Source organism: Streptosporangium sp. NPDC020072, from assembly GCF_040631445.1.
Lineage (GTDB): Bacteria > Actinomycetota > Actinomycetes > Streptosporangiales > Streptosporangiaceae > Streptosporangium.
The window spans coordinates 292,989-314,190 of sequence record NZ_JBEYAB010000011.1 but is presented as its reverse complement, the minus strand read 5'-3'; the positions used below and the strand labels follow the sequence as shown (position 1 = coordinate 314,190).

Annotated in this window: 20 protein-coding genes; 9 read left to right on the top strand and 11 right to left on the bottom strand. The window is 70.6% G+C overall.

Annotated features, from left to right (window positions below; genetic code table 11):
* Positions 1–97 precede the first annotated feature (97 nt).
* Positions 98–772, bottom strand: coding sequence for a pyridoxamine 5'-phosphate oxidase family protein (locus tag ABZ470_RS27170; protein ID WP_362914817.1), 675 nt, complete (start codon positions 770–772; stop codon positions 98–100).
* A gap of 448 nt (positions 773–1,220) precedes the next feature.
* Here ABZ470_RS27170 and ABZ470_RS27165 point away from each other — a divergent pair, with 448 nt between their 5' ends.
* From ABZ470_RS27165 to ABZ470_RS27150, 4 genes are all read left to right on the top strand, one after another.
* Positions 1,221–3,539 carry a heavy metal translocating P-type ATPase gene (locus ABZ470_RS27165; RefSeq protein WP_362914815.1) on the top strand — a complete coding sequence of 773 codons (2,319 nt, stop codon included), beginning with the start codon at positions 1,221–1,223 and terminating at the stop codon, positions 3,537–3,539.
* A 208-nt stretch (positions 3,540–3,747) separates the two neighbouring features.
* The gene (locus ABZ470_RS27160; protein WP_362914813.1) at positions 3,748–4,437 is read left to right on the top strand and encodes a DUF305 domain-containing protein; all 690 of its coding nucleotides are present in this window, start codon (positions 3,748–3,750) and stop codon (positions 4,435–4,437) included.
* Positions 4,438–4,518: 81 nt separating this feature from the next.
* Positions 4,519–4,854, top strand: coding sequence for a metalloregulator ArsR/SmtB family transcription factor (locus tag ABZ470_RS27155; RefSeq protein WP_362914811.1), 336 nt, complete (start codon positions 4,519–4,521; stop codon positions 4,852–4,854).
* Between the two features lie 9 nt (positions 4,855–4,863).
* Positions 4,864–5,409, top strand: coding sequence for an N-acetyltransferase family protein (locus ABZ470_RS27150; protein WP_362914809.1), 546 nt, complete (start codon positions 4,864–4,866; stop codon positions 5,407–5,409).
* A gap of 136 nt (positions 5,410–5,545) precedes the next feature.
* On the opposite strand, the gene ABZ470_RS27145 is transcribed toward ABZ470_RS27150, so the two are convergent.
* The 5 genes from ABZ470_RS27145 to ABZ470_RS27125 all read right to left on the bottom strand — a co-directional run bounded on the left by ABZ470_RS27145 (position 5,546) and on the right by ABZ470_RS27125 (position 9,302).
* Positions 5,546–5,944: a metalloregulator ArsR/SmtB family transcription factor gene (locus ABZ470_RS27145; RefSeq protein ID WP_362914807.1), complete on the bottom strand. Its 399-nt coding sequence runs from the start codon at positions 5,942–5,944 to the stop codon at positions 5,546–5,548.
* 369 nt (positions 5,945–6,313) lie between these two features.
* Complete coding sequence (locus tag ABZ470_RS27140) at positions 6,314–7,234, bottom strand: TauD/TfdA family dioxygenase (RefSeq protein ID WP_352011749.1); 921 nt, start codon at positions 7,232–7,234, stop codon at positions 6,314–6,316.
* Between the two features lie 34 nt (positions 7,235–7,268).
* A complete protein-coding gene (locus tag ABZ470_RS27135) occupies positions 7,269–7,355 on the bottom strand; it encodes a putative leader peptide (protein ID WP_352012079.1) in 87 nt (28 codons plus the stop codon).
* Positions 7,356–7,484: 129 nt separating this feature from the next.
* Positions 7,485–9,086 (bottom strand): monocarboxylate uptake permease MctP, encoded by a 1,602-nt coding sequence (mctP, locus tag ABZ470_RS27130; RefSeq protein WP_362914805.1) that lies wholly within the window; start codon positions 9,084–9,086, stop codon positions 7,485–7,487.
* 3 nt (positions 9,087–9,089) lie between these two features.
* A complete protein-coding gene (locus ABZ470_RS27125) occupies positions 9,090–9,302 on the bottom strand; it encodes a DUF3311 domain-containing protein (protein WP_352011751.1) in 213 nt (70 codons plus the stop codon).
* Between the two features lie 265 nt (positions 9,303–9,567).
* Here ABZ470_RS27125 and ABZ470_RS27120 point away from each other — a divergent pair, with 265 nt between their 5' ends.
* On the top strand, positions 9,568–9,864 hold the full coding sequence (locus ABZ470_RS27120; protein ID WP_362914803.1) for a hypothetical protein: 297 nt from the start codon (positions 9,568–9,570) through the stop codon (positions 9,862–9,864).
* Positions 9,865–9,940: 76 nt separating this feature from the next.
* Positions 9,941–10,855, top strand: a complete 915-nt coding sequence (locus ABZ470_RS27115) for an SDR family oxidoreductase (protein WP_362914801.1) — start codon at positions 9,941–9,943, stop codon at positions 10,853–10,855.
* Here ABZ470_RS27115 and ABZ470_RS27110 read toward each other — a convergent pair.
* Positions 10,852–11,808 (bottom strand): transcriptional regulator, encoded by a 957-nt coding sequence (locus ABZ470_RS27110; protein WP_352011754.1) that lies wholly within the window; start codon positions 11,806–11,808, stop codon positions 10,852–10,854. The genes ABZ470_RS27115 and ABZ470_RS27110 overlap by 4 nt on opposite strands.
* 22 nt (positions 11,809–11,830) lie before the next feature.
* Positions 11,831–13,438, bottom strand: coding sequence for a CocE/NonD family hydrolase (locus tag ABZ470_RS27105; protein ID WP_362914799.1), 1,608 nt, complete (start codon positions 13,436–13,438; stop codon positions 11,831–11,833).
* 309 nt (positions 13,439–13,747) lie between these two features.
* Between ABZ470_RS27105 and ABZ470_RS27100 the strand changes: the two genes are divergently transcribed.
* A complete protein-coding gene (locus ABZ470_RS27100; RefSeq protein WP_362914797.1) occupies positions 13,748–15,892 on the top strand; it encodes an anthranilate synthase component I in 2,145 nt (714 codons plus the stop codon).
* A gap of 231 nt (positions 15,893–16,123) precedes the next feature.
* Positions 16,124–17,758 carry an FAD-dependent thymidylate synthase gene (gene thyX / locus ABZ470_RS27095; RefSeq protein WP_362914795.1) on the top strand — a complete coding sequence of 545 codons (1,635 nt, stop codon included), beginning with the start codon at positions 16,124–16,126 and terminating at the stop codon, positions 17,756–17,758.
* 14 nt (positions 17,759–17,772) lie between these two features.
* On the opposite strand, the gene ABZ470_RS27090 is transcribed toward thyX, so the two are convergent.
* From ABZ470_RS27090 to ABZ470_RS27080, 3 genes are read right to left on the bottom strand one after another with little or no spacing between them, the layout of a single operon-like run.
* Positions 17,773–18,501: a hypothetical protein gene (locus ABZ470_RS27090; protein WP_362914793.1), complete on the bottom strand. Its 729-nt coding sequence runs from the start codon at positions 18,499–18,501 to the stop codon at positions 17,773–17,775.
* A gap of 36 nt (positions 18,502–18,537) precedes the next feature.
* The gene (locus ABZ470_RS27085; protein ID WP_362914791.1) at positions 18,538–18,924 is read right to left on the bottom strand and encodes a cupin domain-containing protein; all 387 of its coding nucleotides are present in this window, start codon (positions 18,922–18,924) and stop codon (positions 18,538–18,540) included.
* Positions 18,925–18,945: 21 nt separating this feature from the next.
* A complete protein-coding gene (locus ABZ470_RS27080) occupies positions 18,946–20,466 on the bottom strand; it encodes an MFS transporter (protein ID WP_362914789.1) in 1,521 nt (506 codons plus the stop codon).
* A gap of 63 nt (positions 20,467–20,529) precedes the next feature.
* Here ABZ470_RS27080 and ABZ470_RS27075 point away from each other — a divergent pair, with 63 nt between their 5' ends.
* Complete coding sequence (locus ABZ470_RS27075; RefSeq protein ID WP_352011761.1) at positions 20,530–21,192, top strand: TetR/AcrR family transcriptional regulator; 663 nt, start codon at positions 20,530–20,532, stop codon at positions 21,190–21,192.
* The last annotated feature ends 10 nt before the right edge of the window (positions 21,193–21,202 follow it).

Here is a 21,202-nt window from a genome sequence, read left to right as displayed (position 1 = left end):
GGTACGGCGGCGCGCGCTGCCGCCGCCATCAGGGCTGACCGATCATTGGAGGATCGCGCACGTGGTGGATCACCGGCCACGAGACGGTCGTGCGGCCTCACAGGACGTGCTGGATGCGCCGCCCGCTGATCTCCGCGGGGGTGATCGAGACGTACAGCTCGCGGTCGCCGCCCGCCCACGGCTGGACGCCGGAGGTCTCCGCGTCCGCCTGTTCGTCGCCGGTCACGACGTGGTGGAGACCGCCGCGGATGAGCACGCTCCAGCCCTCTCTGCCGGCCTCGTCGATCCGGTCGACCTGGAAGGCGACCTTGAACTCGGCCCCCTGGACGCCGGTGCGCAGATTGCCGTCGAGCGGGCCGCCGAAGGCCGTGCGGAAGACCACGGCACCGTTGTGCACCGCGTAGTTGACCGGCAGGACCACCGGCCCCTCAGGCTCGTTGAAGGCGACCCTGCCCACGCCGCCGGGAGTGATCAGCCGCAGGCACTCGGCGGGGTCGAGCCTGTTCAGGCGGGGGCCCGCGGTGGGGCGGCCCCGGCCGGGAGGCAGATCGACCGTCCCACCGAGCAGTTCGGCGACGCCGACGCCCAGAGCGGTGGCCAGCCTGCGCACGGTCTCGGCCGACGGCGCGGCGGGCGTCTCCTCCAGGTACGCCAGGTACAGGGCGTCGATTTCGGCGTGGTCGGCCAGTTGGTCGCGGGTCAGCCCCAGGTCTTCACGCCGTCTGCTCACCCGGCGGCCCAGGTCTCCCGGGGTCGTCATGTGTCCGGTCATCGAGATCTCCCAGCGAGAAAGGGGCGGACCGCCGCAGGTCCGCCATGCCCTCCATTCCATCGCAGGGAAAAGGAGGAGGTGAGGGCCGGAAGTCCCAGGACTACGGGCCTTTCGGGCCGCTGGGAAGGAGAGGCAGCCGGGTGCAGGATGCGCGGTGACACTCACCGCGCTGGGATTTATGGAGAAACGGGTCCAAAGTCACCAAATAGCAGGTCCGTCGTCTCTGGGTTCCTTCACTCCCGTGTTCGACGCTTGATCTGACCGTGGGCTTGTATGTGAGGACTCCTGTCCCGCCGATACCTCCAGCAGGGTGGACCCGGTCGTTGTGCGCCTCTCTGCGGCACCGAGGAACGCGGCACCACGTTCACTGTCCGGTGGCGATCCGGTCCTGGGCCCGTGCGGGCCGGCGGATCCGGGCGAGCCGGTTCGCAGCGGGAAGGCTGAGAACATGCGAAAGTTCGGCGGCACCGCGTTCGTGGTGGTCACCGTGGCCGGGCTGGCGGCCGGGGCCGTGTGCCGTCTGGCCGGAGCGTCCCCGGCTGGAGACGCCGTGTGGGCGACCGTCACGGTGGTGGCCCTGCTTCCCGCGCTCCGGCAGGTGCTGTCGGCGCTGCGCGAGCGCCGGCTGGGCGTGGACGCCATCGCCGTGCTCGCCCTGGCCGGGGCGCTGGCCGTACGGGAGTATTTCGCCGGTGCGGTGATCGGCGTGATGCTGGCCACCGGCCAGGCGCTGGAGGACTACTCCCTGCGCCGGGCCCGCCGTGACCTGACCGGCCTGTACGAACGTGCTCCGCGCTCGGCGCGTCGCTACGAGGACGGGACGCCCCGCCAGGTGGACGTCGGCCTGGTCCGCCCCGGTGACCTGTTGCTGGTCCCCAGTGGTGAGACCGTCCCTGTGGACGGGGTGGTCGCCGCGGGCCTGGCGTCGCTGGACGAGTCGGCGCTGACCGGGGAGGCGCTGCCGGTCGAACGCCCCGCCGGGCAGGGGGTGCGCAGCGGCGTGGTGAACGCCGGTGCCGCCTTCGATCTGCGGGCCACCCGGATCGCGGCCGAAAGCGCCTACGCGGGAGTGGTACGGCTGGCACGGCAGGCCGAGGCGGGCAGCGCTCCCGTGGTGCGGCTCGCCGACCGGTTCGCCGCCTGGTTCCTGCCCGCGACGTTGCTGCTGGCAGGGGGCGCCTGGCTGCTGTCCGGAGATCCCGTCCGGGCGGTCGCGGTCCTGGTCGTCGCCACCCCCTGCCCGCTGTTGCTGGCCGCGCCCGCCGCCATCGCCTCCGGTCTGTCCCGTACGGCGCGTCATGGCGTGGTGGTCAAAGGAGGGGGAGCACTGGAGAGGCTGGGGCAGGCCCGCACGCTTGTCCTGGACAAGACCGGCACGCTGACCGCGGGACGCCCCGAGGTGGTCGACGTGGTGGCCGCCCCCGGTGTCCAGGCCGACGACGTGCTGCGTCTGGCGGCCGCGCTGGACCAGATGTCCTCCCACGTGCTCGCCGCCGCGATCGTCGACGCCGCTCACGCTCGCGGCCTCACGCTGCCCCAACCAACCGAGGCGCAGGAGAAGCCGGGCACCGGGACCACGGGGTTGGTCGGGGGACGCCGGGTAGAGGTCGGCAAGGCGGCGGCCCGATCCGATTCCGAATGGGAACGAGCCCAGCGGGCCAGGGCCACGCTGGACGGCGCCATGACCGTCTGGGTCACGGTCGACGGCCGGACGGCCGGGGTGATCCTGCTGCGCGACGCCGTACGGGCCGACGCCGCGCGGACCCTGCGGCGGCTGCGCACCGCCGGGATCGAAAAGGTGATCATGCTCACCGGAGACAGGGCCGAGGTCGCGGAGAGCGTGGGCACGGTGCTCGGCGTCGACCGGGTGCTGTCCGAGCAGACGCCGGTGGCCAAGGTGGAAGCGGTACGGCGGGAGGTGGCCGAGGCGGTGACCGTGATGGTCGGCGACGGGATCAACGACGCTCCGGCGCTGGCCGCCGCCGACGTCGGGGTGGCCATGGGCGCCCGAGGGTCGGCCGCCTCGGCCCAGGCCGCCGACGTGGTGCTCACCACCGACCACCTGGACCGGCTCGCCGACGCCATGGACGTGGCCCGTCGCTCCCGCCGCATCGCCGTACAGAGCGCCGCAGCGGGGATGGGACTGTCGCTGCTGGCCATGGCTGTGGCCGCGGCCGGAGCACTGCCTCCGGCGGCCGGTGCCCTGTTGCAGGAGGCCATCGACGTCACGGTGATCCTCAACGCGCTGCGGGCGCTGCGTCCCACCAGGGGGACCAGAACGGTGGTCGACGCGGAGACCGAGTCCCTGCTGCGCCGCTTCGAGATGGAGCACTCCTCGCTGAGGCCACCCCTGGAACTGATCCGTGAGACGGCGGACCGGCTCGGCCAGAGCCCCCCGGAGGTGGCTCTCGACCGGCTGCGGGAGGTCCACGACTTCCTCACCGAACGCCTGCTGCCCCACGAACGCGCCGAGGAGAGACGACTGTACCCGGCCATGGGACAGGCCCTGGGCGGTTCGGAGGTCACGATGACCATGAGCAGGGCGCACGCGGAGATCGAACGCCTCATCCGCCGCCTGGACGGGCACCTCGCCCTCGCCGGAGCGGAAGGGCCGCGCCCCGAGCAACTCGACGACCTGCGTGCCTGCCTCTACGGCCTGTACGCGGTCCTGGTGCTCCACTTCGACCAGGAGGAGGAGGCCTACTTCTCCCTGACCGCCGCTCCGGACTCCGCGCACCCGGTTTTCTCCTCCCTCCGCTCACCGTGAGCCGAACCGGTTGCTCCTTGGTCTCCTCCAGAACAGGACATAAGTCCCACAAAGGGGTGACATCAGGCGGCTGTGATCAATCGGTCCAGAGCATGGGATGGAGTGGAGGCGGGCCTGCCGCGTTCCCGCAACGGTGGGGCGCCCGCCACCAAGAATCCGTGCCGTCCGGCCGCGCGCCGGATGTGAGAACCCCGTCAGGGGGGACGCCATGGCTGCGCCGAGTTTTCCCGCCCGCCGCGTAGGTCTCGCGGCTCTGGGCGTCAGTGCCGTTCTGATGGCCTGCGGTGGCCCCGGCGACCTTCATGTCGCGCTCGTCGGGCCGTGGATCGGCGCTCCGGCCGTCTCGTCCACCGGCGTCCTGGCCGAGGAGCACAACGCTCAGGACGTACGCTTCGCCCAGGAGACGATCCTTCACCACCGGCAGACATTGATCATGACCGGGATGGCCGGGACACACCCCTCGAGCCCCCGGATCAGGGCATTGGCCGAGCGGATCGGACGGGCCGAGGAAGCCGAGATCGCCCAGCTGACCGCCTGGCTGAGGAGCTGGGGAGAACCGGCTCCCGGCCTGGGTCCGTGCATGACGGGACCACCCGGCGGAGGGGACGACGAGCGGGGTCCGTGCAACCGAGGGCCGGAGGACATGGGACCCGGTATGCACCGGGGCCCGCACATGATGGGCTGGGCTGACCTGGAAACCCTGGATGAGGCGTCCGGGACCGACTTTGACCGGATATTTCTGGACATGATGGTCTGGCACCATACTGACGCGATCGGCCTGGCCGCGGCCGAGCGGCGAGACGGCCTTTCTCCACGCGCCACGGCACTGGCCGCCTCGATCATCACCCGCCAGAAAGCCGAGCTCGTTCAGATGCGTTCCATGTTCACACGGCTCTGAACGTCGGCGACACTTCGCGGCAGAGGCCGGTTGACGGCCATGGTGGCACATCCGTCATTCATCGTCTATCGTCGATGGACGATGAATGACGAGAAGAAGTCACTGCCCCGTGCGGAGGCCGAACAGTACGCGAGCTGGTTCAAGGCCCTCGCGGACGCCACCCGCATCCAGATCGTGTCGTTGCTGGCCCGGCGGCGCACACCGATGAGTGTGGGCGAGATCGTGACCGTGTCCGGGGTGGGGCAGTCGACCGTCTCGCACCACCTGAAGGTTCTGGCCGAGGTGCGGTTCGTGCTGGTCGAACGGCAGGGCACCACCAGCCTGTATCGGATCAACGAGGCATGCGTGAGCTGTTTCCCCACCGCCGCTGACGTGGTGATGGGTAACCCCGTTCCGGCCGTACCGGTTCGTGAGTGAAGGGAGCCCATGATGACGCACGAGGAGATCGTTCCGGCAGCCAAGCCCGCCGGGCCGGGCCTGGGGATCCGGCCGATGCGCCAGAGCGACGCCGAGCAGGTGCTGGCCATCTACCAGGCGGGCCTGGATACGGGACAGGCCGGCTTCGAGACGACGGCGCCCTCCTGGGAGGGGTTCACCGCGGGCAAGCTGGCGCACCCGCGGTACGTGGCCGTCGACACCGCGACCGGCCAGGTCGTCGGCTGGGTGGCCGCCTCGCCGGTCTCGGCCCGGCCGGTGTACGCCGGGGTGGTCGAGCACAGCGTCTACGTCCACCCGGGGTGCCAGGCGCACGGCATCGGCCGGGCACTGCTGGAGGAGTTCATCGCCGCCAGCGAGGACGCCGGGATCTGGACGATCCAGGCCGGGGTCTTCCCCGGCAACACCGCCAGCCTCGCCCTGCACGACAAGCTCGGTTTCCGCGTGGTCGGCACCCGCGAACGCGTCGGCTGCCACCGCGGCCTCTGGCGGGACGTGGTCCTGCTGGAACGGCGCAGCGCCGTCACCGGGCAATAAGGCCAGAACGCCTCCGGGGTGGTGGGCGTCCAGGAGATGACGAAGTCGGCGCCCGCTCGTCGCAGGTGGTAGCCCGCCGCGAGCCCGGCTGTCCGGCGCCGACGACCACGACATCCGTCAGACGAGCCGCGTCGGGTCATACGGTGAGCAGTTCCACGTCCACCGGGCCGTTCTGCGCTGCGGCGGGGGTGGCGAGCGGGGCGAACAGCGCGCCCAGCTTGTTCACCGCCTCGGGGATGATCCGGTAGTAGACCCAGGTTCCGCGGCGTTCGCCGTCGATCAGCCCGGCGGTGCGCAACACCTTCAGGTGGTGGGAGATGGTGGGGGCGGTCAGGTCGAAGACGCCGGTCAGATCGCACACGCACGCCTCACCGCCCGCATGGGAGCCGATCATCGACAGCAGCCGCAGCCGCACCGGGTCGGCCACGGCCTTGAGCAGCGTGGCCAGTTCGGTGGCGTCGGCTTCGCTGAGGGGCTCGCGGGCGATCGGCGCACAGCACTGCGCGCCGGTGGAGGCGGGGGCGGTGACGGCCATGGGCGATTCCTTAATTCGATGCTGGTCTAAATTATAGGCGGTGCTAGGCGACCAGTGCGAACACGGCGTACGGCTGTGGCGGGCTCGCCACCCGCGACCCCGGGCGATGGCGGGACATCCGTCGGACATCGGCCTACCGATGGCTGCCACCTCACAGGTGCCGGGCGTCGGCACCGGCCCCGCGCAGAGCGTTGGAGGAGGAGGGGGCTTGCGCGTGGAACGTCTGGGCGACGAGAGCCACCCCTTTTCGCGGCACGAATAAGCCCGCCCGGTGGAGGAGGAGCCGGGCGGGCTTGCTTCGGAGGGGAGGCGGCGAAGTTCTTCGGCGCGCCGTACCCGAGGGGACCGTGCCCCTGTCAGACGGCCCCGTCAGGCGGCGACGGGCGTGACGGAGGCGATGGGCGAGTAGATCGAGGCGTCGCCGGACAGCACCTCGCTCGGGCGGCCGTCGACGCCCACGGGGACGTCGCCGGCGACGGTGACCCGGTGCAGGCGGCGCGGTTGTGCCCCGAAGTCGTGCACGACCCGGTGCTGGGTCGCCCGGTTGTCCCAGATGGCGACGTCGCCGGGGGACCAGCGCCAGCGGACGGTGTTCTCGACCAGTGTGACCTGCTCCTGGATCAGGCGGATCAGTGAGGCCGACACGTCGTTGGGCAGGCCGATGATCCGTCTGGCGAAGTCACCGAGCAGGATCGAGCGTTCTCCCGTCTCCGGGTGGACGCGGACGACGGGGTGTTCGGTCTCGAAGGAGATGGAGGAGAAGACCTCGGCGTGCCTGCGGGCCTTGTCCGGGTCGTCGGAGGCGTTGACCCGCGCGTAGTCGAACTGGTTGGTGTGTACGGCGCGCAGCCCGTCGATCAGCCTCGCCAGCTCCGAGGGGAGGTTCTCGTAGGCGGCCACCGTGTTGGACCACAGGGTGTCGCCTCCTGAGGGAGGGACGACGACGGCCCGGAGCACCGAGGCCAGTGGCGGACGGTCGACGAACGTGACGTCGGTGTGCCACCGGTCGACCTTCTGCCCGCTGCTGTAGTCCAGGTCGAGGATGGGGAAGTCGTCGTTGAGAGCGGGGACGGTCGGGTGGGCGGTGGTCAGCGGGCCGAGCAGGCGGGCGAAGGCCACCTGGCCGGGTTCGTCGAGGTGTTTCTGACCACGGAAGAAGATCACCTTGTGGCGGAGCAGGGCCGCACGGATCTCCTTGACGACTTCGGCGGGCAGTTCACCACCGAGCCGGACGCCGACTATCTCGGCGCCGATGCGCCCGGCGACGGGGGTGATGACGAGTGACGACATCGTGTCTTCCTTCCAACGAGCCAATGGAACCTTCTCAAGACCGGGTGGAAGGACACAGCGCGCTGGCCACGCGGCAGAGGTCCACGTGACCTCGTGTCGTGAGGTACAGCGGGGAGGTCATGCCCTCACGGTAGGCTTCCTCGCCGATAATTGTCAACTAATACGGTAGGAAATTAGGGTTATTGCGGAGGGTCCCGCCGGGTCCGTCCGGCCCATCGGGGACGGACCCGGCGAAAGCCGTATTCGGATGTCAGCCGACGAGGTCGAGATCCTTGACCCGGGGGTCGCCCTCGTCCGCTGTGTAGTGGGCGGGGCTGGTGAGGTCCCCGCCGTCGGCGAGCCTGGCCGCGCGGGCGGCGAGGGTGCCGATCGCGGCGACGAGCAGGTTGACGGCCAGGGCGAGCAGGCCCGCGTAGACCGTCATCCTGGTGTCCAGGCCCAGGTTGCTCAGCGGGAACGCGGACCCGGCGAAGTGCGCCTTGCCGGTCACCGGGTTGCCGATGCTGTAGAGCATGAGCACCCCACAGGTCATGCCCGCGACCCACCCGGCGACCAGGCCGCCCCGGTGGAACCAGCGGGTGTAGAGGCCGAGCCCCACCGCGGGCAGTGTCTGCAGGATGATGACGCCGCCGACGAGCTGGAGGTCGATGGAGAAGCCCGTGTCCATGAACAGGATGAACAGCACCGCGCCGACCTTGACGAGCAGGGACACGATCTTCGAGACTCTGGCCTCGTCCGCGTCGGTCGCGGCGGGCTTCAGGAACTCCCGGTAGATGTTGCGGGTGAACAGGTTCGCCGCGGCGATCGACATGATGGCCGCCGGGACCAGCGCGCCGATGCCGACCGCCGCGTAGGCGACGCCGGTGAACCAGTCGGGGAACATCTGGTCGAACAGCTGCGGGACGATCGTGTTGCTGTCGGGCCTGCCCGCCGTCACGATCGGCTTCACCCCGGCCGCGATCGCCATGTAGCCGAGCAGCGCGATCACGCCGAGCAACAGGCTGTAGGCGGGCAGCGCGGACATGTTGCGCTTGATCACGTCGCGGTTCTTCGACGCGAGCACGCCGGTGACGCTGTGCGGGTAGAGGAACAGCGCCAGTGCCGAGCCCAGAGCCAGCGTGACGTACTGCAGCTGGTTGCCGCCGTTGAGCAGGATGCCGTCACCCGGCGCGGGCGTGGCGGCGAACTTGGCCTCGGCCGCGTCGAAGATCGCATCCCAGCCCCCGAGCTTCAGCGGGATCACGACGAGGGCTGCCAGGATCACGATGTAGATCAGCGAGTCCTTGACGAAGGCGATCAGGGCCGGGGCGCGCAGCCCCGACTGGTAGGTGTAGGCGGCGAGGATGGCGAAGGCGATGATGATCGGAAGGTGTCCGGTGACGCCCATCGACTTCAGTACGGCCTCGATGCCGACGAGCTGGAGCGCGATGTAGGGCATGGTCGCCACGATGCCGGTGATCGCGATGAGCAGCGCCAGCGTCGGGGAGCCGAAACGGGCCCTGACGAAGTCGGCGGGCGTCACGAACCCGTGTACATGCGAGACCGACCAGAGTCTGATCAGCACCAGGAACACGATCGGGTAGGTGATGACCGTGTACGGCATCGCGAAGAAGCCCGTGGCGCCCGCCCCCCACAGCAGGGCGGGCACGGCCACGAAGGTGTAGGCGGTGTAGAGGTCGCCGCCGATGAGGAACCAGGTGACCCACGAGCCGAAGCTCCGGCCGCCGAGTCCCCACTCGTCCAGGCTGGCGAGGTCGTCCGGGCGGCGCCAGCGTGAGGCGACGAACCCCATGACGCTGACGGCCAGGAACAGCACGGTGAAGACGATGATCTCGGTGAGGTGGGCGTTCACGGGTCACCGCCTCCGTTTGGTCATCTGGTAGACGGTCGCGGTGCAGGCGACGCCGAGGGCGACGAAGGCAAGCTGCAACCAGTAGAACCGTGGGAAACCCAGAAACCGGGGGTCGAGGGCGTTGTAGAGAAAGGGCAGCAAAGGCACGACGATCGGAATGATCAGCAGCCGGTTCCACGGGCTGCGATCGCCTCTGTCCTTGTCCGGAGTGGCCAATACGGTCTCCTCGGGGCTGGAGAACGGACAACCGAATGGGGGGTTGACTCCTTCGGCTGACCGGAAGCGTAATTACGTGGTTGTTTCATTGCGGTCACGGAGCGCCGAACGGGGTGCTTTACGCGGCGAACGGTAGGTCGATACCCCGGCGACCGGGGCAAATGTGGAGAATTCGCCCTATCGACCGGAGTATCAGCTTCCTTGACAGGATTAGTGGAGGTATGGCGGTCGGCCGCATCCGGCGAATTCGAAATAGGCTGGTGCCATGCCGAATTTAGGGCCTACGGAACTGGTCATCATCGGTCTGATCCTCATCCTGTTCTTCGGCGGGATCATCACCGCCCTCGTCCTTCTCGTACGGCGCTCCTCCAGGCCCGCGACGTTTCTGCCGCACCCCGCGCAACCCCCCTCCGCGACTCCGCGTCGCGGCGGCGCCGATCTGGCCTCCCGGGTCCACGACCTCAAGACCTCCGGCCGAGCCGAACAGGCCGTCCTGCTCGTCAGAGGAGAGACCGGTATGACCGAGCCCGACGCGCGGCGCTTCGTCGACGCCGTCGGCTGACCCGGCTCCGGCCGCCGCCGGACACGGCGCGAAAACATGACATAAGGTGTCCTGTTTCTTGGGCAGGGTCAGTGGCATGCACACGACACTGCGAGAGAAGGTCGCCCTGGTCGCCGGGGCGACCAGGGGGACGGGCAGGGCCATCGCGACGGCGCTCGGCGAGGCCGGAGCCACGGTCTACTGCACGGGCAGGACGACCCGCGAGCACCGCTCGGAGATGAACCGCCCCGAGACCATCGAGGAGACAGCCGAACTGGTGACGCGGGCCGGCGGCCGGGGCATCGCCGTACAGGTGGACCATCTGGAGTCAGAGCAGGTGCGCGCGCTGGTGGAGCGGATCGACCGTGAGCAGGGCAGGCTCGACCTGCTCGTCAACGACGTCTGGGGCGGCGACCCGCTGGCCGCCTGGGACACCCCGCTCTGGAAGCACTCGCTTGAGGACGGCCTGCGCCTGCTCAGGCTGGCGATCGACACCCACGTCATCACCAGCCACCACGCCCTGCCGTTGCTGACCAGGAACCCCGGCGGCCTGGTCGTCGAGGTGACCGACGGAACCGCCGAGTACAACGCCGTCAACTACCGCGTCTCGTTCTTCTACGACCTGGCCAAGGTCTCGGTCAACCGCCTGGCCTTCTCCCAGGCCCACGAACTGAGGCCGTACGGCTGCGCGGCCGTGTCGCTCACGCCGGGCTGGCTGCGCTCGGAGATGATGCTTGAGCACTACGGCGTCACCGAGGAGACCTGGCGTGAGGCCCTCGTCAGGGAACCGCACTTCGTGATCTCGGAGTCGCCCGCCTACACCGGGCGCGCGGTCGTCGCCCTGGCCGCCGACCCCGACCGGGTCCGCTGGTCGGGACAGTCCCTCTCCAGCGGGCAGTTGGCCCAGGTCTACGGCTTCACCGACGTGGACGGCAGCAGGCCGGACGCCTGGCGCTACATCGTCGAGGTCCAGGACCAGGACAAGCCCGCGGACGCCACCGGCTACCGCTAGACCTGTCGGTCGTACAGGCCGTGCAGCCGGGCGGCGGCCTCGGCCACGCGGGCGCGCAGGGACGGCGGGTCGAGGACCTCGGCCTCCGGGCCGAACCTGAGGATCTGCGCGTAGGCGACCTCCGGGGACTCGACGGGCAGGTGGAGCGTGACCCACCCTCGCTCGTCGGGCTCCCCGGCGGAGGCGAGCGCGTCGTCGAGGGCCGCAGGGTCGGCGAAGACGGGCAGCGCGCGCAGGCCCTCGGGGCTGAGCCGTACGGTCACCCGCGTCTTGAGCAGGGAACGGGCGAACTCGGCGGCGCGCTCGTTCCAGAAGGCGGCCAGGTCGAAGCCGGGATCGCGGGTGAAACACCGATCGGCGTGGACCTCGACCTCGCTGAGCCGCTCGACCCGGTAGATCACCGAACGGGCCGCGACATACCAGACCCCGGCCTTGAGCACCAGGCCGTACGGTTCCAGGGTCCGCCGGGCGCCCCGGTAGGCGGCCGTCACCGGATGGTCGCCCCACACGGCCCTGGCCAGCGGCAGCAGGGACTCCGGCGGCGGCCGGTCACGGGCGAACCAGCCGGGGGCGTCCAGGTGGAAGCGCTGCGCCGCGTCCGCCTGGGCGTCCCGCGCGTCCGCGGGCAGCGCGGCCGACGCCTTCAGGCGCGCCACGGCCCCGACCTCGCCCAGGCCCATCTCGCGCAGCGCCTCGGGCACACCGGACAGGAACAGGGCCTGCGCCTGCGCCCGGTCGAGGCCGGTGAGGCGGGTGCGGTACCCGTCGAGCAGGCGGTAACCGCCACCCCTGCCCCGGTCGGCGTAGACCGGGATCCCGGCCTCGGACAGGGCCAGCACGTCCCGGTGGACGGTCCGCTCGGAGACCTCCAGCTCCTCGGACAGTTCGGCGGCGGTCATCCCGCCACGGGCCTGGAGCAACAGCACCAACGACATCAGCCTGGCCGCGCGCACCCTCCGACCCTAACCCCCGCTCTCAGCCGGTCACGAGCGGCAGCACGACCGCCGAGGGACGGACGGGGTCGTGGAAGACCTCGTGCAGGCAGGCGACCATCGCGCTGCCGGTACCCAGCGGCTCTCCGGTACCGAGGTTGCGGGCGATGCGGGGGTAGGCGCCGCCCGCGACCTGCAGACGGATGCGGTGACCCCTGCGGAAGCGGTGGCCGGCCGGCCACAGGTCGACCAGGACACGGCGCACGCCGTCCACGTCGGGCGGGGGAGAGCCGGGAAGCAGGCGGCGCACGCCGTCGCACACGTCGTAGGAGGTGCCGTCGGGGTGCACGTCGCAGACGCGGACGACCACGTCGGCGTGCTCGGTACTCGTCCTGACGTACAGCTCGGCCCGGACCGGGCCGATCACGTCGGTGTCCTCGCGCAGCTCGGGCCCGGTGTAGACGAGCACGTCACGGCGGGCCTCAAGGCGCCGGTTGTCCCGCGGCTCGGAGTTGCCCAGCAGGACGGGGCCGCCCAGTGCGGGGGTCGGGTGCGCGGGGTCGTAGCGGTAGCGGTCCGGCTCGCCGGGGGAGGGGTTGTCCGGGGAGAGAGCCCGGCCGGGCTGCAGATGCCAGCGTCGTTCCCGCATGCCGGGAACCGGCCAGTCGGGGTAGTCGCGCCACTCGCCCGCGCCCGTGACGTACAGCCTGACCGGCTGCCGGCGCAGGCCGGAGGGATCGCCGAGCAGGTGCGCCCTGAACCAGGCGAGCGCGTCGGCGTTGGCGGCCCTGCCGTGCCGGACGTCGGCGTGGTACCACGGCCCGATCGTCAGCTGGGGGCGTCTGCCCGCGGCCCGCATCGCCGTGTAGTCCTTGATCTGCCACGGCAGGAACACGTCGTACCAGCCGCCGACCATGGTGACGGCGGCCCCGACCTCGCCGACGGAGGCGGAGAAGTCACGTGCCGCCCAGTAGGAGCCAGGGTCGGCGTGGTGGGTCAGCAGGTCCTGGAAGAACGGCAGGTCCCGGCCCGCCGACAGCACGTCCATCTCCCCGAGAGGCCGCCCGGACAGCGCCGCCCGCCTGGTCCTGCGCGGCGCGAGGAGGGCGGCGGCACCGCCGAACGGGCCGTCGATCGAGGCGGTCAGCGTGATCCACATCAGCGTGGACTCCAACGCGAACGCCCCGCCCACGTAGGCGGCGTCACGGAACTGGGAGGCGGTCACCGAGGTCGCCATGGCCTTCAGGTCGGGGCCGGCGAACGGGGCGATCGCCCACTGGGCGTAGCCGAGGTAGGAGGGGCCGTGCATCGCGAGGTCGCCGCCGTACCAGGGCTGGGCGCGCAGCCAGGCGAGGGTGGCCAGGCCGTCGTCGTGCTCGTCGCCGAGCGGGTCGAGCAGCCCGCCGGAGCCGAACCCGCCCCGGCAGCTCTGCAGCACGACCTGGAACCCGTGCCGGGCGAACGCCCTGCCGTAGGCGAACCCGAACATCCCCCGCCTGCCGTACGGCGAGCGGACCAGGATGGTCGGCGGGCGCACGGCGCCGACGGGCGCGTAGCGGTCGGCCAGCAGGACGACCCCGTCGGCCATGGGCACGGGCAGATCGCGCTGGATCGTGACCCGGTGCGCGGACCGCGGCCATGTGATCGTCATGCGGCCTCCTCACCTGGCCTTTTACTCGCCGGTAACGAAACTGCCCTCCTCCCTACTGGTAACAGAAGAAGGGGCGTGACGGCTACCCGGCCGCCACGCCGCAGGGGCGGTCACGTTGCATGATCACAGTTTCCGCCGCTAGTCTTGTGGCATGCGACACCCCGAAACCCAGCAGTGGTGGCGCCGCTTCTAGGCGGCGCGGGTTTCGCATTCGCGAGAGCACACAGACGGCCGCCCCGAGTGAGGCGGCCTTTTCTGTGTCAGCCGCCTCTTTGAGGGCCCAGGAGAACCTAGAGGGACGAGGCAGCAGTGGAGACGAGCGGATATACCACCGCGGGGGGCATAGAGGTCGAGGTCACCGCCTCCGACGTGCCCGAGACGATGCTTGAGGATGTCGTCACGACGCTCGGTGAGCGTCGCGGCGGCGTGCTGTCCTCCGGCATGGAGTACCCCGGCCGCTACAGCCGGTGGCATCTCGCCTACGTCGACCCCTGCCTTGAGATCGTGGCCCGGGGACGCAGGATCTCCGCCCGCGCCCTGAACGCCCGCGGCCGGGTCGTGCTGCCCGCCGTCGCCTCCTGCCTGCTCGCCGCGGGCAAGCCGACCGGTGAGCCGACCGCCGACCACGTCGAGGTGTACGTCGCCGAGTCCGAGGACATCCTCCCCGAGGAGATGCGCAGCCGCCGTCCCACCGTCTTCACCGCGATCCGCGAGGTGGTCGCGGCCTTCGCGGGCCAGGACGAGCACCTGGGGCTCTACGGCGCCTTCGGCTACGACCTGGCCTTCCAGTTCGAGCCGATCAGGCAGGTGCTCACCCGCGCCAAGGACCAGCGTGACCTCGTGCTGCACCTGCCCGACCGGGTGATGGTCATCGACCGTAAGCGGGAGACCAGCAAGGAGTTCCGCTACGAGTTCACCGTGGACGGCGTCTCGACCAGGGGCCTGCCCCGCGAGGGGGAGAGCGTCCCGCTGCCCCCGGTCCCCACCGAGCTGCCCGCGGACCCGGAGCGGGGCACCTACGCCCAGGTCGTCGCCGCGGCCAAGGAGAAGTTCGTCCGCGGCGACCTGTTCGAGGTCGTGCCCGGCCAGGTCTTCCACTCCTCCTGCACCGACCCGGCCGCCTTCTACCGGACGCTGCGCAAGGTCAACCCGGCGCCGTACGAGTTCCTGTTCAACCTCGGTGAGGACGAGCACCTCGTCGGCGCCTCCCCCGAGATGTACGTCAGGGTCAACGGCGACCGCGTCGAGACCTGCCCCATCTCCGGCACCATCGCGCGCGGCAGCACCCCGATCGAGGACGCCGAGGCGATCCGCACCCTCCTGTCCAGCGTGAAGGAGGAGTCGGAGCTGACGATGTGCACCGACGTCGACCGCAACGACAAGTCCCGTATCTGCGTGCCGGGGACCGTCCAGGTCATCGGCAGGCGCCAGATCGAGATGTACTCGCGGCTCATCCACACCGTGGACCACATCGAGGGACGCCTGCGGCCCGGGTTCGACGCGCTGGACGCCTTCCTCACCCACATGTGGGCCGTCACCGTCACCGGCGCCCCCAAGACCTGGGCGATGCAGTTCATCGAGGACCACGAGGCGACCACCAGGCGCTGGTACGGCGGCGCGGTCGGCTACATCGGCTTCGACGGCTCCATGAACACCGGCCTCACCCTGCGCACCGCACAGATCCGCGGAGGGGTCGCCACCGTCAGGGCCGGCGCCACGCTGCTGTTCGACTCCGACCCCGAGGCCGAGGAGCGGGAGACCGAGCTCAAGGCGAGCGCACTGCTCGGCGCCCTGGCGGCGGTCAGCGCGGGACAGGCCGACCAGGCGGTCGAGGAGCGGGCCCCCGCCGTACGGCCCGGCGAGGGCATGAAGGTGCTGCTCGTCGACCACGAGGACTCCTTCGTCAACACGCTGGCCGACTACTTCCGCCAGCAGGGCGCCGAGGTCGTCACGCTCAGGCACGGGTTCCCGGTGCGGATGATCGACGAGATCGCGCCGTCGCTCGTGGTGCTGTCGCCCGGACCCGGCTGGCCCTCCGACTTCGGCCTGAGCGGGCTCATCGAGGCGCTCTACGAGCGGGACCTGCCGGTCTTCGGCGTCTGCCTCGGCCTGCAGGGCATGGTCGAGCAGGCGGGCGGAAGCCTCGACCTGCTGTCCTACCCCGAGCACGGCAAGCGGGGCAGGGTCAGGAGGCTCGGTGAGAGCGCGCTGCTCGACGGCCTGCCCGAGGAGTTCACCGCCGCCCGCTACCACTCGCTGCACGCCAAGCAGCCGGGAGTCGCGGGCTTCACCGCGACCGCCCTCACCCCGGACGGCGCGGTGATGGCGATCGAGGACGTGGCCAGGCGGCGCTTCGCCGTACAGTTCCACCCCGAGTCGATCCTCACCGCGGAGGGCGGTGCCGGGGCGAGGATCATCGCCAACGTGCTGGAACTCTGCAGGACCTCGCACTGAGGAGACACCGGATCGCACGGGAGGGCCGTGAGGCGCCGCTCCCGGTGTGAGGCCGGTGTCGGGCCACGGGCGGATCGGTGCCGGTTCGCCTGTGGCCGCCCCGTGGCCACCCCGTGGCCGCTTCGTGGCCGCTTCGTGGCCGGGTTCGGGAAACGCGCGCCGCGTCTGTGGTCTTCTGGGGCCGCCGGTAGGGTTGAGCCGCCCCAACCCCGACGCAGGAGGTCTTCGCCCGTGGACGACAGCAGGCCCCGTTTCCTCGACGACGTCACCGTCGAACTGGTCAAGCACAGCGCCTCGGACTCCGACGTGCTCTGGGCGGCCCGGGTGTCCACCGCGGGGGAGCAGTCCATCGAGGAGATCAACAAGGACCCCGAGCGCTCGAAGGGCCTGATCAACTTCCTGATGCGCGACCGTCACGGCACCCCTTTCGAGCACAACTCCATGACCTTCCTGGTCAAGGCGCCGATCTTCGTCTTCCGTGAGTTCCAGCGCCACAGGGTCGGATGGTGCCTCGCGGGCGACTCCGAGATCACGCTGGTAAGCGAGAAGGGACACATCCGGCGGCGCACGATCGAAGAGCTCTACCGGCTCTGGCATCACGGTGTGCAGGACGCCGTGCCCCGGTCGGGCGGTGGCGTGACCTGGCATCGGAAGGCCGGAAAGTGGAACGCTCAGGTCAAGCGCGCGAACCAGGTGCACTACCTGGGGCTGTACGAGGCGCGGGAAGCCGCTGAGCAAGCGGTGGCGGCTTTCAGGGCGGCGAATCCCACAAGGCGGCTGAGAAGGCTTGAGTCGGTTCGCCGTAACCATGTCCGGTGCTATGACGAGACGACGTTGCTGGCCTCCCGCGCGAAGATCCTCGACGTCATGGAGTCCGGGGTCAAGCAACTGATCCGTCTGACCACCGCGAGCGGGGAGACGCTGAGATGCTCCGTGGACCACGCGGTTCTCACCCCCGACGGATGGCGGAAGGCAGGAGAGCTTGAGGCCGGGGACGCCCTCATGGTCGGGGGAACCGCTCCGAAGCCCTCCGAGGCGCTGATTCCTCCCTCACTGCGCAGAGGAATCGGAGTCTGGACCTCCATGAGGAGGAGCCGGCTCATCAAGGAGTCGGATACGTGCTACCTCTGCTCGGGAGAGTTCGCACGCGATGACCTGGTTCTCGACCATGTGGTCCCCGTTGCGGCCGACCTGCTGAAGGCTCTTGACGAGGGCAACCTCATGCCTGCCTGCCGATCGTGCCACCGCGAGAAGAGCGACGCCGAGCAGGCGCTCGCCAAGCGCGGAGGCAAGGTTTCGGTCGCCAAATCCAGCCTGATCGTCTCCATTGAGGAAGACGGTGAGGAAATGACCTATGACCTGGCGGTCGAGGGGCCCTGGCATAACTTCCTCGCCAACAACGTTGTCGTTCACAATTCCTACAACGAGGAGAGCGGGAGATATCGGGAGCTCCAGCCTGACTTCTATGTTCCCGGTCCCGAGCGCAGGCTGGTGCAGGAGGGGCGCCCCGGCAAGTACGTCTTCGTCGAGGGCACCGAGGAGCAGCACAAGATCGCCACAGAGGCGATGGAGACGGCCTACCGGCGGTCCTACGAGGCCTACCAGGAGATGCTGGAGGCCGGGATCGCCCGCGAGGTGGCCAGGGCCGTGCTGCCGGTCGGCCTGTTCTCCTCGATGTACGCCACGTGCAACGCCCGCTCGCTGATGCACTTCCTGTCGCTGCGCACCAAGAGTGAGCAGGCCAAGGTGCCGTCGTTCCCGCAGCGGGAGATCGAGATGGTCGCCGAGCGGATGGAGGCGGCCTGGGCGGGGCTGATGCCCCTGACCCACGCCGCCTTCGTGACCAACGGCCGGGTCGCCCCGTAGGGGTCTGCCGGGTCTCAGTGCGTGGAGGCCCGGTAGAGGTAGAACCCGAAGGACCAGTAGCCGCTGTTGTCCCCGGGGTTGGGGTCGTTGACGCCGAACAGCAGCCGGACGGGCGGCCCCGACCAGACCGTGCAGCCGCCGAACGCGGTCGCCTGGTGGATCGGCCCCACCCAGCCGCCGGGGTCGTTGTTGAACCGCAGGATCGCCGAGTACTCCAGCGACCCCGGGTACGGCCAGCCGGTGCTCGGCGCCGGGACGCCGTTGCCGTCCGGCGGGTAGCTCGGCCCCCAGGGCCAGCTGTCGAACTTGACCTTGTAGTAGCTGGACGACAGCAGGAGGAAGACGTCGCCGTCCTGGAGGAGGTTGGGCGGGTTGCTTCCCTGGGGGATGCCCCCGCCGCCGTTGCCGTAGACCCTGAAGTCGCCGATGCTGAAGTCGGCCGACTCGCTGCGTCGGCAGGCGGCCAGGGCGCCCGCGGTGTCGGCGTGCGCGACCTGCGGTGCGGCGGGTACGGCGGCCAGGGGGACGAGCGCCAGCGCGGCGGAGGCCAGCGCCCTGCCGACGCGGGATCCGCGGGGCCGGGTGCCGGTGTGACGTGACGATCCGGACGGGGACATGGCGACCCTTTCGAGGACGACGAGGACGGGACGCCCGGCCGGGGCGTGCCCGGGGGCCCGCCAGAGGCGGCCGGTCGTGTCCTGAGGATCCGGCCGGGTCCGTCCCCGGGAGAAGGGGGAGGCCATATGTCCGTACAAGGCCGTACAGCCTCCCGGTCGCGTTCATCCCCGGCGTTTCTCCAGGAGGGTGCCACGGCGCAGGGTGACGGACATCAGGTCGCTGGGGCCGTCGAGTTCCAGGCGGTGCCAGCGGCCACGCGGGACGACGAAGGCGGTTCCCGCGGTGAGCGTGACCGCCGTCTCGCGCTGTTCCCGGTCCTGCGGCCGCAGATAGAGCCGGGCGCCGCCGCTCAGCACGCACACCGCCTCGTCGGCGGCCGGGTGCATCTCCCAGTGATCGGCGTGGACGTCCTCGTCGGTCTCGACGTGGAAGGCGGCGACGGTCCAGCCGCCGGAGTCGCCGGTCATCCGCCGTGGTCCGGGCAGGACCGTCCCGTCGTCGTCGAGGTGGATGCCGAGGGAGAACATGTCGATGGGCGTGGTGTTCACGATGAGGTCGCCTTTCTGTGGTTATTCGTGGATTCCGGCTGTGGCCACGGCCTCCGGCGGAGCCATGGCCCGCAGGGGGTTCGTGGCCTCCGGAGGGCCCTCCAGAGGGGCCTCCGGAGGGGTCTCGGGGGCGGGCCTGACCGTACGGCCGCGCCTGGGCAGCACCGTCACGGCGACGGCGACCGCGGCGGCCAGCAGGACGCCGGAGACGGCCAGGCCGAGGGAGTAGCCCGAGGTGACGGCGGCGGGGGTGGTGCCCGTTCCGGTACGGCCCGCCGCGACGGTGGTCAGGGCGGCCAGGCCCACGGAGCCGCCGAGCTGTCTTGAGCTGTTGAGCAGTCCGGAGGCCATGCCCGCCTCGTGTGGCGCGACGCCCGCCGTTCCCGCGGCGGCCAGCGGGGCGAAGCACATGCCCAGGCCGACGCTGGTGACCAGCGAGGGGCCGAGGACGTCCACGGCGAAGTTTCCCGAGGGGTCGATCAGGCTGAACCAGCCGAAGCCGATCGCGGCGAGCACGCCACCGGGGATCAGCAGGGTGCGGGGAGCGTGCCGGGCGGAGACCCCGGTGGCGATGACGGTTCCCACCACCGTGCCGAAGGTGAAGGGCAGGAACGCCAGGCCGGTCGCGGTCGCGCTCATGCGCAGCACGCCCTGCATGTAGAGGGAGACGAAGTAGAAGGCGGCGAACATGCCCGCGCCCGCCAGGAAGATGAACAGGTTGGCCCCGGCGATCGAACGGTTCCGCAGCAGGCCGAGCCGGATCATCGGGGTTCTCGGGCCCCTGGACCGTGCGGCCTCGACCAGGACGAACACGGCCAGCAGCGCGACGGCCGCCGCGAGCGTGCCCAGCGTGACCGCCGAGGTCCAGCCCTCCTCGCTCGCGCGGACGACGCCGAGGACCAGCAGGGTCACCCCGCAGGTGCCGAGGAACGCGCCGAGCAGGTCGGGACGCTCCCCCTGGGCCCGGCGCCGGTCGGCGGGGACGGACGCCACGGTGAGCGCCAGCGCGGCCACCACGACGGGCACGTTGACCAGCATCACCCAGCGCCATCCCACGTGGTCGGTCAGCAGGCCTCCGGCGAGCACTCCCGTGGCTCCGCCGGCGGCGTTGACCGCGCTCCACACCCCCAGCGCCCTGGTACGGCCCGGGCCTTCGGGGAAGGTCGTGGTCAGTGTCGCCAGTGCGGCGGGGACCAGTGCCGCGGCGGCCAGGCCCTGGACCGCGCGGGCGGCCACCAGCAGGTCCGCCGACTGGGCCAGTCCTCCGGCCAGGGAGGACAGGCCGAACAGGCCGAGGCCCACGGAGAGGAGTCCGCGTCTGCCGTACAGGTCGGACATCCTGCCGCCGAGCAGCAGCAGGCCGCCGAAGGCCAGCGTGTAGGCGTGGACGACCCACTGCAGCCGGGCGGCGCCGAAGCCCAGGTCGGCGCGGATCGCGGGCAGTGCGACATTGACGATCGAGATGTCGAGGGCCGCCATGAACTGCGCGGCGGCCACCGCCGTCAGTATCAGCCCGGGGTGGCCGATTCCTTTTTTATACATGTATAAAAACTAGCCCGGCCGGGACGCGGGCGTCAACGTCACGGGTGGGCCATCATGGATCCCATGTCACAGTCGGTTCCGCAACGCCCGCGGGTGGGCAGGCCACCACGGATCTCCCGGGAGGAGGTCCTGGCCGCCGCCCGCAGGATCGTCGAGGAGGGCGGCGTGGGAAGCCTGACGATGCGGCGGCTGGCCGCGGAGGTCGGCAGCACGCCGATGGCGCTCTACCACCACGTCAAGGACAAGGAGGAGCTTCTGCTGCTGCTCCTGGACGACTACGCCGCGGGACTGGCGCGCCCGGCACTGCCGGAGGAGCCCAGGGAACGGCTGGTCACCGCCGCGCTGGCGATGCACGACGCGCTCGCCGGATGCCCGTGGGTCGTCGAGGTCCTCGTCGCCGACGACCTGATGTCCGACGCCGGGCTCTGGTACGCGGAGCACATCGTCGAGGCGGCCGTGGCCTGCGGTCTCACCCCGGAACAGGCCGTTCACGCCTACCGGTCCGTCTGGTACTACACCGCCGGGGAGATCATCATCAGGGCGGCGGGGCGCAGGCGCGCCGCCGAGGACCGGCCGACCCACCGCGAACGGGTCTTCGCCGACCTGGACCGGGAGGCGCTGCCCAGACTGGCGTCGATCGGCGGCCGGTGGACCGCGCTCACCGCGGAGGACACCTACCGCCAGGGGCTCGAAGCCCTCGTCGGGGGACTGCTCCCACGCGCGTAGGCCGCCGGGG